The organism is Sorlinia euscelidii, assembly GCF_036452135.1.
Taxonomy (GTDB): domain Bacteria; phylum Pseudomonadota; class Alphaproteobacteria; order Acetobacterales; family Acetobacteraceae; genus Sorlinia; species Sorlinia euscelidii.
Genome location: NZ_JAWJZZ010000001.1, coordinates 389607 through 403247, shown reverse-complemented (window position 1 = coordinate 403247; position 13641 = coordinate 389607). Strand labels below are relative to the sequence as shown.

Below are 13641 nucleotides of genomic sequence, written 5' to 3'. Positions count from 1 at the left end.
CTCTTTACATTTTTGCGACGTAAAGCATCGAAACGAAAATCCTAAACGTGAAAATTCTTGAAAGAACTGGCAGGGAAAGCTATAATAAATCTTAATAACAACAATAATAATAAAGAGATTTTTAAATGGCGAAACTAAAGAAAATCAAAGAATTTTCTGCTGGTGTTTATGATGCGGAAATTACGAACTTATCTGATGACATCACCCGCTTTTACACGGAATGTTCGATAAAAATACAGGGGATTTACGCGCAGCAAACCATCGATCTCAAAATCAAGACTGTCACGGATGGTCATGAGGACATCATCTTTACGCAGAAATTTTCGCTGGGGGAAGAAACGCGCACTATCGGACCGTTCAAGATCGATCGCAAATGCAAGCTCTCCATCGGTGGGAAAGTCATCGGGCACTGGAATCACTGGGCCGACTGCAAAATTGAATCGATTATGTCCTATGATGAAAGCGCCATGAAAACTCTTCGGATCGGCGTGTTTTTCGATGGGACTGGATGTAACGCCTATAATAGCTTAAAGCATCAGGCCTCTTTTTCTTCCGGTTTGCAATTCCGGCAGAGTTTATACGCGTCAATCGGCGATTGCGTCATCCCTAAAGCGTATTTCTACAATAAAGAAACCAGTAAAGTCAGTTGCACGACAAATATCTGGAAACTTTATCAAAGCTTTCAGGAAGGCCAGATCGATAGCCGTATCTATCAGGTCAAAACCTATGTCGAGGGTTCAGGCACGAAGGCGGGCGAGACTGATTCCGTCTTCACCATGGCGACGGGCTGGTCAGCGCCGCTCACCACTCAGACGGGCGTTATTGCCAAGACAGATGATGCGGTGCAACAGATCAAAAACCTGCTTGCAGGCTTGGACGCCGATTTTGAACGGGTCGAACTCTGTCTTTTCGGCTTCAGCCGCGGGGCGACCTCGGCACGTCATTTTGCGAACAGGGTGGAAAATCAGGACCGGAACCTTCTTGCCGTTTTCGACACGCAGAAATATGGCGTGCCGGAGATCCGTTTCATCGGATTGTTTGACAGTGTCGCGTCAATTCTTGCGCTCTCACAATGGGATGTGGATGTGGGTGACAGCAAGACAGGTGACGTCAATATCGCTCTGGATGACGCCACGGCGGCCGACATCTTCCATATCACCGCGGCGCATGAGGCGCGTGAGAACTACTCCCTGAACCATGTCACGCCCAATTATGCCAAGGAGCTGCAACTGCCGGGTGTCCACGCCGATATTGGTGGATTTTATCATGACATGCTGCAGGAGAAATTATATCTCACGCAAATTCTTTACAGCTCATCCTGGAGTAAAATGCGCATCGAAGACACGTCATCTTATAAACTGACATCGGCGGCGCGTGATAAATTACTCAGCCATGCACGTTGGGGCAAAATCTTTCAGATCTGCGATGTCAACGTGTCATCGGACGTGCTGGATCGTCCTTTCCTGTCGACGCTTTACGCGAATGCCGTTCAGCTTAAACGTGACGCCGTCTATAACGGGCTTGAACGCGTTTCATTTCAGGCGATGCGCCATTATTGTGAGCAGATCGGCCTTTCCTTCACTAAACTTCCGGATGAGCCTGTCGAGATGATCCCTGATGACCTTCAAGACCTTCATCAGAAGGCCGTTCAAGAGGTTGATCGCATTCTTAATGGGCAGGAAGCAAGAAGTCTTGCCGATGCGCTCCCCCCGGAAGTGGCGGCGAAATATATTCATAATTCGTCTTTCTGGGATGAAATGCCAACAAGTTGGGTTGTCTCCGATCACGGCATCATCGACGAAGTGACCTTCAACCTCCTCCTCACCAACCGGCCGCATGATAGTTATTCACGACGGGAATATCACGCTGACGGCACTGTGTTTCTACCCGGGAAATAACGCTTTCCACATTGAAAGGCGGATCTGCGTCCGTCAGGCCTGTGAGGCGGAACGCATCGTCAGGAGGTCTCGATAGGAAGCAATTTGGACGTCGATTGATTTCTTAGAACTGTCCGCAATACGCGTCAGGGTGCCATATGAAGATCGGTTCGCACAAAAACGGAACGGTCTTCAGCACTTCGCGATTATTCGGTCACGATCGTCCGCATTGTCATTGGCCTCTTTCAGAAAGTCGCAATCCTCCGGCATTAAATTGCGGGCGCGCGCGTCGAGCCTATGAAATACAGGCTCGACGACGCGCCGCGCTGTGACCAAAGGTGCACATGCGTCGAATTCCCAGCTTTTCGATGAAGATATCAGCGCGTTGACCGGTTCAAGCGTTTCCAGATGACGTGCACCATGCGTGTCGAGAAAGCTTTCAGTCTGCACGCCGTTGGCCCGAATAACGGCATGCTCCTCTAAAGCCAGGTGGTAATAAGCATAGCTTCGGATCGAATGGTCATAGAAAATTGATTTTCCATTCACAAGCATGCGCACGGGTATGAAGCCGCCATCAATGAAAAGACAATGCTCGTTGGTCAGCAACAGGTCCTGATGCGGCGCGAGGTCCGCAATCGCGTCCTTCCGAATGCGCACCGGCCATCCCGCCTCATCATCATGAGGGGAGTCCGAGGCGAAACCATAACCCTGGCCGACCCACGTGACGGCTTTGACAGTCCGCCTGCCTGTTTTTACATCATAGGCGTAGACATCATCTCCAACGCGAAGCGTCTCGACGGCTTTTTCTCCTCGCGGTGTTTCGATCATGCTCCCTTCGAGGAAACAAGTAACTAACGCATTGAGCGTAAAGGGATAATTCGGCGAGACGACTTTAGAGATATAATCATTGCGCCCAAGTTTATAAATATCTCCGGGCAATCTGAAGTATAGATTGCCTCTACCCTGAGAATTCGCCAGAATGATGGTTCTGTCTAAAGATTGATCATATCGGACGAGGACAGAAAAAGGTTCAGTCCCCGGATTAACACCGAAGGAAATCTGGATTGATTTAGGTGACGACGATTTCACATCAAAAACGTAACTATAGCCCGGAGGCACGCCGCGTGACCGACCTGGAGTGATTTGATCAAAGGCGGCGGCATATCTTATCTCCCCGCCTGATGTGGTAACATCAATTTCAAAGTGATATTCCCCAGCGGGGCTTTTCGCATCGGGGTAAAGTGTGGGATTTGATGCCGAACCGTAAAGATTCGGGTAGATCAATAGAAAATCGTTGCCCGACTTCAGTTGATAGGTTTTCTTGTCCCAACTCCAGTTGATCGTGGCCATCGAACCTCTGACTGCGAGCGAAAGAATTTAAGGATTAGTTAAATAAATTAGCACAAGGTTAATGCCCTCAATCATAAAAAACACTTTATAGCCGAGGGAATTTGGCTCCCGATGGTTTGGGCACGATCAAAGTGTGACTTTGGGGAGGTGGCGGACCATCTCATACAAATATAAATGAGAAGTTCGCCCTCTTTACCCTTGCGGGAAAAGGTAATTCGCCGGTGCATCAAGGGCGGCACGGACTTTTCAAATACTCGGAAAGGAGACTTTGATGCTGCTCAAGCCAGTTTTCAGTGAGCGCGAGGCATCACCTTACGCCCCTCGAACGGGGTGATTTCAGAAAATATGGGGTGATTTTCCTGTCTCGTTTCAATCCAGCGGGTCGATGTAATCTGTTCCATTCCAGATCCGTTTGCGCCCTTTACTGAGGCCGAGATCATACAGCCCGTGATGGGCGGTGGGCAGGATGGTGATGTCGCCAGTTACGTCATTATAGACTTCGGTCCAATGACCTTTTTCACTAAGGAAGATCGACGTTGCGCATCCGATGGCGCCGCATAGACGCGCAGACTGCAACTGCGTGAAAAGCGCCTGCTGACGCTTTGACCGGCCCAGATCCGCCATGGTCACAAGGATGATCGGGTCATCATTATGGCGGCGTGCATCTTTGATCGCCTCCGCATTGAGCTGCCGCGCAAGGCTTTCAATCGCCGGCGTTGCGGGCGTCGTGAGTGTCAATGATTTCGAGGCAGCCCGCACGGTGACGGCGTTCAGGGTCAGCGCGCTGCTCCAGACGGCGCATAATAAGAGGCTGCGGCGATAAAGAGATGATTTCAAAAGCATTGACCTCTCACTGAATGTCATCATGCGCGACGGATTGTGACAACCAGGACGTCGCGATGCCCCGGCGCGGAAGGGTCGACCCGGGTGATGGGCGTCACACCATGATAGACCCGGTGATCATCAACGAATGCACTGTCTAACGGGTTGCGCAGGGTGAAACGTCCGACCTCGTTCTTTGACAGATCATGGATTGAGGTCACGCCCTCCGCGACGTTCTGCCGCGCCACCATCATGACCCAGACCCAGTCAACACCATCCCGATGGAGCCCCTCCGGCGTGGGGTTGCCCGTCCCTTCCTCCGCAACTTCAATCCGAAACTGATGCATTTCCGCGTGCCATTTTTCAGGCTGGGCGGCGTCTGGCGTCAAAATTGTGGCGAGATGATAGAGATGACCGAGAATTTTCAGTAGAAGCGGGTTGCGTCCCGTGGCTTCCTCAACCGGGCTGAACCAGCGCTGCACGCCGCCATTCAACGTATTATAGTCGCGACTTTGATAATGCGGCTGGTGCTGCTTGGCCGTGATGTGGCCATCATGAAGTGAGAAGACCCCATAGCGGCGGCGGCGATAACGCCCCCCATCCGCCATGTAACGGTCAAGCCCGAGATGGTTCCAGCTCTCCGCAAAATGGGGCCAGCTCTCCAGTTCCTGCGGCGTGAAAGCGGATTTCATCTCCTCACCCGTTGCGAAAACGAACCCGCTTTGGATGAGCGATTTCCTTATATCATCCGGTAGGCTCGGCTTCTGATCCGACGGGTGGTGATCTGAATGCTTCATGTTGGTGGCCCCGACCTCATTCATAACAGTGCTGCGCTGCACCCCGTCCACGTCCGTATGAAGCCGGGCCTCGCGTCACATCGCCTCGGTTCAGCTGCGGTAGGAACCATTAATATCGACATAACCATGGGTCAGATCGCAACCCCAAATCCGCGCTGCTCCATTGCCGAGACCGAGATCAATCTGGATGGTGACGTGACGCTCATGAAGGTGCTTCTGGATAGGGGCCTCCTCATAATCCGCAAGCAACATGCCATTACGCGCAATCCAATGACCGCCGATCCCGACGGAAAGCGTGTCCCGGTTGGCGGGCTCACCACTTTTCCCCACGGCCATGACGATCCGCCCCCAATTTGCATCCTCGCCGGAAATCGCGGTTTTGACGAGAGGGGAGTTGGCGACAGCCAGCCCGATTCGTCTGGCAGAATGCGAGTCGACGCCCCCCGAGACATCAATCTGAATGAGCTTGCTCAGGCCTTCCCCATCTTTGACGATCATAATGGCGAGTTCCTGCATGGTGTCCGCGAAGGCGCGGCGGAAATCGGCAAAAGACGGGTCGTTCACGTCGCGGACCTTGTCGTTCGCGGCCGCGCCGGTCGCGAAGGCGAGGACCATATCCGAGGTGGACGTGTCTGAATCGACCGTGATGCTGTTGAAGCTGGTTTCAACGGTGCTGGAGACGAGCGTCTGCAACGCGTCATGGCCAATCCGGGCATCCGTCGTGATGAAAGCCAACATCGTTGCCATGTCGGGCGCGACCATGCCGCTTCCTTTGGCGATACCCTGAATTGTCACCGTCGTCTCGCCGATTTTCACCTGTTTGGACACGGCTTTCGGGAAGGTATCGGTCGTCATGATGGCGCGGGCTGCGTCTTCCCAACCGTCCGGCTTGAGACTATTAAATAAATCCGGCAGAGCATCGGTGATTTTCTGGGTGGGTAAAATCTCCCCGATGACCCCGGTTGACGCTAGAAAGACCTCCGAAGACGCACAGCTGATCAGCCGCGCCGCGTGGGCGGCTGTGACCTGCGTGGCCTGCGCCCCCGCCCGCCCGGTAAAAACATTGGCATTACCGGAATTGACGACCAGGGCTCGCGCATTGCCGAGTGAAAGGCAGGCCTTACACCAGTCAATCGGCGCCCCCGGGCAGCGGCTTTTCGTGAAGACCCCCGCAACCGACGTGCCTTTATCAAACACCATCATCATCAGATCAGGCCGGTCCATATATTTGATCTGCGCCGCCGACGCGCCGAGACGCACACCCTTGACCGGTATGAATGACGGCAAGGGGCACGCCAAAGGGGAGACGGAGGTGATATTGGCCATTATCTGGGTCCTTTTCTGCACTTCAGGGAGCATATCGTTGGGAGCGGCATCTCACGGCGGCTGAATCAAAAGAGGCCCGGCCCGACAATATTGTCGTAAAAGCCGGGCCCCGATAAATATGGCTGAGATCGCCTGATTCGAAATTATTTCGCCTTAGCCGGCGCCACAGCTTTGCCTTTATCATCGTAATGGACGATTTTGACCTGTGACATGGCGTTTTGCACTACCTTCTGCACGTCTTCACGCACGAGTTGCTGGCGGATTTCCTCCCGCACCTCATTCAGCGGCGGTACTTTCGCCTTGCGGCTACCGAGGACTTCAATCACGTGCCAGCCATACTGCGTTTTGACCGGTGTCTGGCTGACGGTATTCGGCTTCATTTTGAAAGCAGCATCTGAGAAAGCCGGAAGCATGTCAGTTTTCTTGAACCAACCGAGATCACCGCCACTTGCACCCGTGCCCTTATCGGTGGAGAGTTTTTTGGCCAGGTCGGCGAAGTTTGCGCCTTTCTTGAGCTGGGCAATGGCATCCTTCGCCTGCGCTTCCGTCGCGACAAGAATGTGGCGGGCGTGGATCTCAATATCATTTTTATGGGCTTCGTAATCTTTCTGATAAGCCTGCTGGATGGCGGCATCCGTCACCATCGGGCGGACTTTTTCAGAGAGATAGGCGTTCTGCAATGCGCTGTTGGCTGCATTCTCCATCATGGCCTTGACTTCAGGCTTCTTGGCCAGTCCGTCACGCTCTGCGGCGATCTGAACCGCTTTCTGGCTGATCATCTGGTTCGTCAACGCGCCGATGATGGTCTGGACAGGGAGGCGCTGCAGCTGAGGGGGCAGGTTGGCGGCGGCCTGTCTGACATCGTTGAGATAGATCTTCTCGCCATTAACGGAGGCAATAAGGGGGTTTTCATTTTCTTTTGCTGCGGGGGCAGGCACTGTCGATTTCGCCGGAGCGGGCGCCGCGAAAACCGAGGACGACAAAGCTGTGCCGGAAATGATCATGGCGCCAAGGAGCGCGGAGCGGATAAGCCGCATGTTGTTTAACCCTCAAAGAATTGCGTCGGTCACGAATTATGAAGGCTTTGAGGTGTCATAACAAGACGCGGCGGCTAAATAATCGTAATTTAATAAAACCCCCTTCCGGGCAGGAGAGTGCGGCCAGCGCGCCTCACGACGAGGTTGCGGGGGTGAGAAGCGGCGACATCGTACTTGACCCGGCAAATGCAGGTGTTGGCGATAGTTGGTGCTGGTGTTAGAATCCCGCGCCTTGTTTCTGAAGTCGTTCAGCTTCTGGTTGTCAAAAGGACTATTATGTTCGGATCTCTCGCCCGTGCGCTTTTTGGTACCGCAAATGAGCGTTCGCTCAAAGCCTTTCAGCGGCGTGTGCCCGAAATCAATGCCCTTGAGCCCCAGATGCAGGCCCTGAGTGACGACGCATTACGCGCCAGAACGGATGATTTCCGTGCGCGGATCGCCGCCGGGGAGGCGCCGTCAAAAATCCTGCCGGAAGCTTTCGCTGTCTGTCGCGAGGCGTCCCGGCGTGTGCTCGGCATGCGGCATTTTGATGTGCAACTCGTCGGCGGCATGGTGCTGGATGCCGGCAAAATTGCTGAAATGCGCACGGGTGAGGGCAAAACCCTTGTCGCAACCCTCGCCGCTTACTTCAGCGCTTTGCAAGGCAAGGGTGTGCATGTCGTCACGGTCAATGATTACCTTGCGCGTCGCGATGCCGAGGAGATGGGCCGGCTCTATGGTTTTCTGGGCCTCAAAACCGGCGTGATCGTCTCCAACATGTCGGATGAGGAGCGTCGGGAAGCTTACGCGGCCGACGTCACATACGGCACAAATAACGAGTTCGGCTTCGATTATCTGCGCGATAATATGAAGTATGGCCTCTCAGAGATGGTGCAGCGGCCATTTTATCATGCCATCGTCGATGAGGTGGATAGTATCCTGATTGACGAGGCCCGGACGCCCCTCATTATCTCCGGCCCGACCGACGACACGTCAGAACTTTACCGCGCCGTCGATGCGGTGGTCGCAGAACTGGTCAAATCAGCGCAGCATTATGAAAAAGATGAAAAAGCGCGTTCCGTCATTTTGACGGAGCAGGGCGCGGATGTGGTGGAAGAAGCGTTGCGCGATGCCGGTGTCCTGTCAGATGGCGGGTTGTATGACCTGCAGAACGTCGCGGTCACGCATCACGTGCAGCAATCCCTGCGGGCTTACACGCTCTATCAACGCGATGTCGAATATATCGTGCGGGATGGCAAAGTCGTCATTATTGACGAGTTTACCGGGCGCATGATGGATGGGCGGCGTTATTCCGACGGGCTGCACCAGGCGCTGGAGGCCAAGGAAAAAGTCGAAATCGAGCCGGAAAACCAGACTCTGGCCTCGATCACCTTCCAGAATTATTTCCGCCTCTATCCTAAATTATCGGGCATGACCGGCACCGCCATGACGGAAGCGGATGAGTTTGCCGAGATCTACAAGCTCGATGTCGTGGAAATCCCGACCAATGTCCCGGTCGCCCGCATCGATACGGATGATGAGATTTACATCACCGCGCGTGAGAAATTTGATGCGGTGGCTGATCTCATCTCCAAAGTCGCGGCGACGCGCCAGCCTGTCCTTGTCGGCACGACATCCATTGAAAAGAGTGAGCATCTCTCCGCCCTGCTCAAGAAACGCGGCGTGCCGCACCAGGTGCTGAATGCCCGTTTCCATGAAATGGAATCGCAGATCGTCGCGCAGGCCGGGGCGTCAGGCTCCATCACCATCGCCACCAACATGGCGGGGCGCGGAACGGATATTAAATTGGGCGGTAATGTCGAGATGCTGATCAAGCAGCAGATCGCCGCCATTGAAGATGAGGATGAACGCGCCGCGCGTGAGGCCGAATTGCGCGCCAAAGTGGCGGAGGACCATGAGCGCGTTAAATCTCTGGGGGGCTCTTCGTGATCGGCACGGAGCGCCATGAAAGCCGACGGATCGATAATCAGTTACGTGGACGTTCCGGCCGTCAGGGTGACCCGGGCTGCTCGCGCTTCTTCCTGTCGCTGGAAGATGACCTCATGCGCATTTATGGCGGCGAGAAAATGGGGTCACTCTGGAAGAAACTGGGCATGAAAGAGGGGGAGGCGATTGTCCATCCCTGGCTCAATAAAGCGCTGGAACGTGCGCAGAAGAAAGTCGAGGCCCGCAATTTCGACCTGCGTAAAAATATCCTCAAATATGACGATGTGATGAATGATCAGCGCAAGGAGGTTTATCAGCATCGGCGTGAATATATGGCGATGGAGGATGTCTCCAGCGTCATTGAGGAAATGCGCGCCCATGCGATTGAGGATGCGGTCGCGGCACGTATCCCTGAAAAATCCTTCCCTGAACAATGGGAAAGCGCGGATCTTGAGTCGGATCTTCATCAGCTTCTGGCGCTTGACGTCCCGGTTCAGAACTGGGCGCAGGAGGATGGGGTGGACCGCGATGTCGTTTCGGCACGTGTGGAGGAGCAGGCGACGCAATCCGCCGCTGCCCGCGCCGCCAATATCGGCCCCGCTTTAATGCGCAGTATCGAAAAGCAAGCTCTGCTGACGACATTTGACTCCGTCTGGAAGGAGCATCTCCATGCCCTTGACCAGATTCGTGAAGGGATCGGCCTCCGCGCCTATGGACAACGTGACCCGTTAAATGAATATAAGCATGAGGCTTTTAACCTCTTCTCCAATATGCTGGATGAGTTGCGGTATCGGACAACATCCACACTTTCCCGCATTGAAATCCTCTCCCCGCGTGAGGCGGAGGCTTTTGCGGAGACGCGACAGGACGTATTCGGCGCTCAGATGACCTTTGCGCATGACGAGGTTATCGGGGTGGACGGCAATGTGGTGCCGCGGACGGATAAGGACCCGTCGCCCGAAATTTCGTCGTTCAACGCGATGGATGAAACGCCACGCAACGCGCCGTGCCCCTGCGGGTCCGGCAAGAAGTTCAAACATTGTCACGGTCGATTGGCGTGACACGCTTAGCCCGGGGGTAAGAATGGCCGGCCATTCACAATTTAAGAACATCATGCACCGCAAAGGTGCGCAGGATGCGAAACGCGCCAAGCAATTCGCGAAAGTCCTGCGCGAAATCACCGTCGCGGTGCGCTCCGGCTCGCCGGACCCCACGGCCAACCCGCGTCTGCGTGCGGCCATGACGGCCGGGCGTGAAATCAATATGCCGAAGGATAATATTGAGCGGGCCATCAAAAAAGCTTCCGGGGCCGGGGCAGGGGATGATTATACCGAAGTGCGTTATGAGGGTTACGGCCCGGCAGGCGTCGCCATCATTGTGGAAGGTCTGACGGATAATCGTAACCGCACAGCGAGTGAAGTGCGCGCCGCTTTCTCAAAACATGGTGGTTCCCTCGGGGAGAGTAATTCCGTCTCCTTCATGTTTGCGCATGTCGGAGTCATCAGCTTCCCCACTGACATCGCAAGTGAGGAGGAGATGCTGGATGCCGCGATTGAAGCGGGTGCCGACAATGTCCTGCTGACGGAAGACGGGCATGAAATCATCTGCGCGATGGAGAATTTCTTCGCCGTGCGCGACGCGCTTGAAACGCGTTTCGGGGAGCCGCAATCTGCGAAACTGGATTGGCGGCCGGAAAACAGCGTGGTGCTGAATGAGGAAACGGCGCGTTCCGTCCTGAAATTGATCGACGTGTTGGAAGATAACGACGATGTGCAGGCGGTTTATGCCAATTTTGACCTCCCGGACGATGTTGCACGGGCCCTGGCTGCCTGAATGACGCGACTGATCGGCATTGACCCCGGACTACGCTTTACGGGCTGGGGCATTATCGATGTTGAGGGCAACCACATGCGCCACGTGGCTTCCGGCGTGATTGGCAGTGACGGCGATGAATCCGTTCCGCATCGCCTGTGTGAGCTCCATGGCGCTTTGACGGCTCTTATCAGGGAGTATAATCCTCAGGAAGCCGCGGTGGAGGAGACGTACGTTAATCGCAATGGCGCTTCCACCCTCAAACTTGGCTATGCGCGCGGCGTTGCACTTTTAGTGCCGGCCTATGAGGGTTTATTTGTGGCGGAATACGGTGCCAAGCAAGTCAAAAAATCTGTCGTGGGCACGGGTGCCGCCACGAAGGAACAGGTGACCCTCATGATCACGCGTCTCCTGCCCGGTGCCATCATTAAAAAAGCAGATGCGTCGGATGCGCTGGCCGTGGCCATCTGCCACGCCCATCATCGCGCAAGCCACGCCGCCTACGCCCGAGGAAGGCGCATGGCATGATCGGACGCCTCGTCGGACATGTCGTCGCAACGGAGCTTGATCACTGCCTGATCGATGTTCATGGCGTCGGATATCTCGTCTCCGCATCCAGCCCGACCTTGTCGCAGTTACCGCCGTCATCCGAGAAGGCGACGCTGCTGATTGAGACGCATGTGCGCGAGGATGCGATCCAGCTTTTCGGCTTTGCTTCGCAAGGGGAGCGCGCCTGGTTCCGCACCTTGACGACCGTGCAGGGTGTGGGGTCGAAGGTCGCGCTCGCGATCCTTTCCGTCTGCCCGCCAGAGGCCCTGCCGCTGATCATCGCCAGTGGCGATAAAGCTCAGCTCGCCCGCGCAACCGGGGTCGGGCCGCGACTGGCAAGCCGCATTATTTCCGAGCTCTCGGCAAAAACGGCAAATCTGCCAGATTCCGCGTCGGTCGCAAACCCGGCAGCGTCAGGCGTATCCTCCTCTCTTGAGGGTGACGCCATGACGGCTTTGGAAAGCCTCGGTTTCCGTCGCGTGGAAGTCTGGGATGTCCTGACCCGCATCATCAAAACCCATGAAGGGGCGAATCTGGAGAAAATCCTGGGGCTGACGTTGAAAGAACTCGGACGATGAGCGCCCCGGAGGACCGGATCCTCGACCCTGAACGAAAAGAGGATGATTTTTCCGAGAGCACGCTCCGGCCGCAAACGCTTGACGACTTTACCGGCCAGCGCGCCAGTCGTGAAAATCTTTCCGTCTTTATCCAGGCGGCAAAAGCGCGGGGTGATGCGCTGGATCATGTGCTTCTCCACGGCCCGCCGGGGTTGGGTAAAACCACCCTTGCCCAGATCGTCGCACGGGAGTTGGGGGTCGGTTTCAGGGCGACATCCGGGCCGGTCATTCAACGGATCGGGGATCTCGCTGCTATTCTAACAAATCTCCAGCCGCGCGACGTGCTCTTCATTGATGAAATTCACCGCCTGCAGCCAGCGATCGAAGAAATCCTCTATCCCGCCATGGAGGATTACCAACTCGATCTGATCATCGGCGAGGGGCCCGCGGCGCGGTCCGTGCGGATTGACCTGCCGCCTTTTACGCTGGTCGCTGCCACGACGCGTGCCGGATTACTGGCCACGCCCCTTCGGGATCGCTTCGGCATTCCGTTGCGGCTGATCTTTTATTCACCGGAGGAACTGCGTGCGATCGTCAGTCGCGGTGCGGCGCGCCTCGGTGTTAATCTGACGGAAGACGGCGCCGCGGAAATCGCCCGTCGCTCACGCGGGACGCCGCGCATTGCTGGACGCCTGCTGCGCCGCGTGCGGGATTTCGCGGCTGTGGGGGCACCGCGAGACCGTGCCATAACGCGGGAAATGGCGGATGCGGCCCTCACGCGGCTTGAGGTCGACCCTATAGGGCTGGACGCGATGGACCGGCGTTATCTGATGCGGATTGCGACATTTCATCATGGTGGGCCGGTCGGTATTGAAACACTTGCCGCCGCCTTGTCCGAGGCGCGCGACAGTCTTGAAGATGTTGTTGAGCCCTATTTAATTCAGGAGGGATTGATCATGCGCACTTCGCGGGGGCGCGTCCTGGGTGAACGGGGATGGGCGCATCTCGGCCTGAAGCCGCCCCAGAATGCCGTGATGCAAAGTGACCTCCCGCTTGATGGATCCATTGATGCGCCATGAATTTTCCATTCGTATTTATTATGAAGACACTGACGCGGCAGGGATTGTCTATCACGCGCGCTATCTGCATTTCGCCGATCGTGCGCGGACGGAGCTTCTGCGCCAGAATGGGATTTCCCTCCAGCAACTGGCGGAGGAGGAAGGACGTGTCTTTCTCGTGCGCAGCCTGACCGTCCATTACAGGAAACCGATTTTCCTTGATGATGAGATCACTGTCTGCTCTGAAGAAATGGAAACTTCCATCTCGCGATCGATTATAAGGCAGGTGATTGAGCGCAATGGCGAGGAATGCGCACGGCTGGAAGTTGAGCTTGTCTGCCTTGATCGCGCCACGAACCGGCCCGGGCGTTTTCCGCCTCAGATTGTCTCGGCATTAGGTGCGTATCGCGCGACGCATCTCGCCAGGTGACGCGGACGGCAAATCATCGTAAAGAAAGCAAAATCAGGGCGCGAGTCCTGAGGTGTATACGGGGAAAAAGGCTTCCCCAGGGAGGTTGGATTGGATCGTA

The 13641-nt window shown here is 55.4% G+C and carries 11 protein-coding genes and 1 pseudogene; 7 read left to right on the top strand and 5 right to left on the bottom strand.

All coding sequences use genetic code 11. From position 1 onward, the window contains the following. The first annotated feature begins 125 nt into the window (after positions 1 to 125). A complete protein-coding gene (locus CGLAMM_RS01940) occupies positions 126 to 1898 on the top strand; it encodes a phospholipase effector Tle1 domain-containing protein (RefSeq protein WP_394819568.1) in 1773 nt (590 codons plus the stop codon). A 171-nt stretch (positions 1899 to 2069) separates the two neighbouring features. Here CGLAMM_RS01940 and CGLAMM_RS01935 read toward each other — a convergent pair whose 3' ends face one another. The 5 genes from CGLAMM_RS01935 to CGLAMM_RS01915 form a co-directional block, all read right to left on the bottom strand. Continuing rightward, complete coding sequence (locus tag CGLAMM_RS01935) at positions 2070 to 3227, bottom strand: Hint domain-containing protein (RefSeq protein ID WP_394819569.1); 1158 nt, start codon at positions 3225 to 3227, stop codon at positions 2070 to 2072. 369 nt (positions 3228 to 3596) lie between these two features. Then, complete coding sequence (locus CGLAMM_RS01930) at positions 3597 to 4070, bottom strand: hypothetical protein (RefSeq protein ID WP_394819570.1); 474 nt, start codon at positions 4068 to 4070, stop codon at positions 3597 to 3599. 20 nt (positions 4071 to 4090) lie between these two features. Further along, on the bottom strand, positions 4091 to 4846 hold the full coding sequence (locus CGLAMM_RS01925) for a 2OG-Fe dioxygenase family protein (protein ID WP_394819571.1): 756 nt from the start codon (positions 4844 to 4846) through the stop codon (positions 4091 to 4093). A gap of 90 nt (positions 4847 to 4936) precedes the next feature. Then, positions 4937 to 6172 carry a bifunctional glutamate N-acetyltransferase/amino-acid acetyltransferase ArgJ gene (gene argJ / locus CGLAMM_RS01920; protein WP_418115278.1) on the bottom strand — a complete coding sequence of 412 codons (1236 nt, stop codon included), beginning with the start codon at positions 6170 to 6172 and terminating at the stop codon, positions 4937 to 4939. A 143-nt stretch (positions 6173 to 6315) separates the two neighbouring features. Beyond that, complete coding sequence (locus CGLAMM_RS01915; protein WP_394819572.1) at positions 6316 to 7209, bottom strand: peptidylprolyl isomerase; 894 nt, start codon at positions 7207 to 7209, stop codon at positions 6316 to 6318. Between the two features lie 276 nt (positions 7210 to 7485). On the opposite strand from CGLAMM_RS01915, the pseudogene secA reads away from it, so the two are divergent. From secA to CGLAMM_RS01885, 6 genes and pseudogenes are all read left to right on the top strand, one after another. Further along, positions 7486 to 10196, top strand: a pseudogene (gene secA, locus CGLAMM_RS01910) (preprotein translocase subunit SecA). A 22-nt stretch (positions 10197 to 10218) separates the two neighbouring features. Then, the gene (locus CGLAMM_RS01905; protein WP_394819573.1) at positions 10219 to 10968 is read left to right on the top strand and encodes a YebC/PmpR family DNA-binding transcriptional regulator; all 750 of its coding nucleotides are present in this window, start codon (positions 10219 to 10221) and stop codon (positions 10966 to 10968) included. After that, the gene (gene ruvC / locus CGLAMM_RS01900) at positions 10969 to 11475 is read left to right on the top strand and encodes a crossover junction endodeoxyribonuclease RuvC (RefSeq protein WP_394819574.1); all 507 of its coding nucleotides are present in this window, start codon (positions 10969 to 10971) and stop codon (positions 11473 to 11475) included. Beyond that, positions 11472 to 12074 carry a Holliday junction branch migration protein RuvA gene (ruvA, locus tag CGLAMM_RS01895; RefSeq protein ID WP_394819575.1) on the top strand — a complete coding sequence of 201 codons (603 nt, stop codon included), beginning with the start codon at positions 11472 to 11474 and terminating at the stop codon, positions 12072 to 12074. The genes ruvC and ruvA overlap by 4 nt, the downstream gene beginning before the upstream one ends. Then, complete coding sequence (gene ruvB / locus CGLAMM_RS01890; protein WP_394819576.1) at positions 12071 to 13132, top strand: Holliday junction branch migration DNA helicase RuvB; 1062 nt, start codon at positions 12071 to 12073, stop codon at positions 13130 to 13132. The genes ruvA and ruvB overlap by 4 nt, the downstream gene beginning before the upstream one ends. Then, complete coding sequence (locus CGLAMM_RS01885; protein WP_394819577.1) at positions 13122 to 13541, top strand: YbgC/FadM family acyl-CoA thioesterase; 420 nt, start codon at positions 13122 to 13124, stop codon at positions 13539 to 13541. Before ruvB ends, CGLAMM_RS01885 begins: the two co-directional genes overlap by 11 nt. The last annotated feature ends 100 nt before the right edge of the window (positions 13542 to 13641 follow it).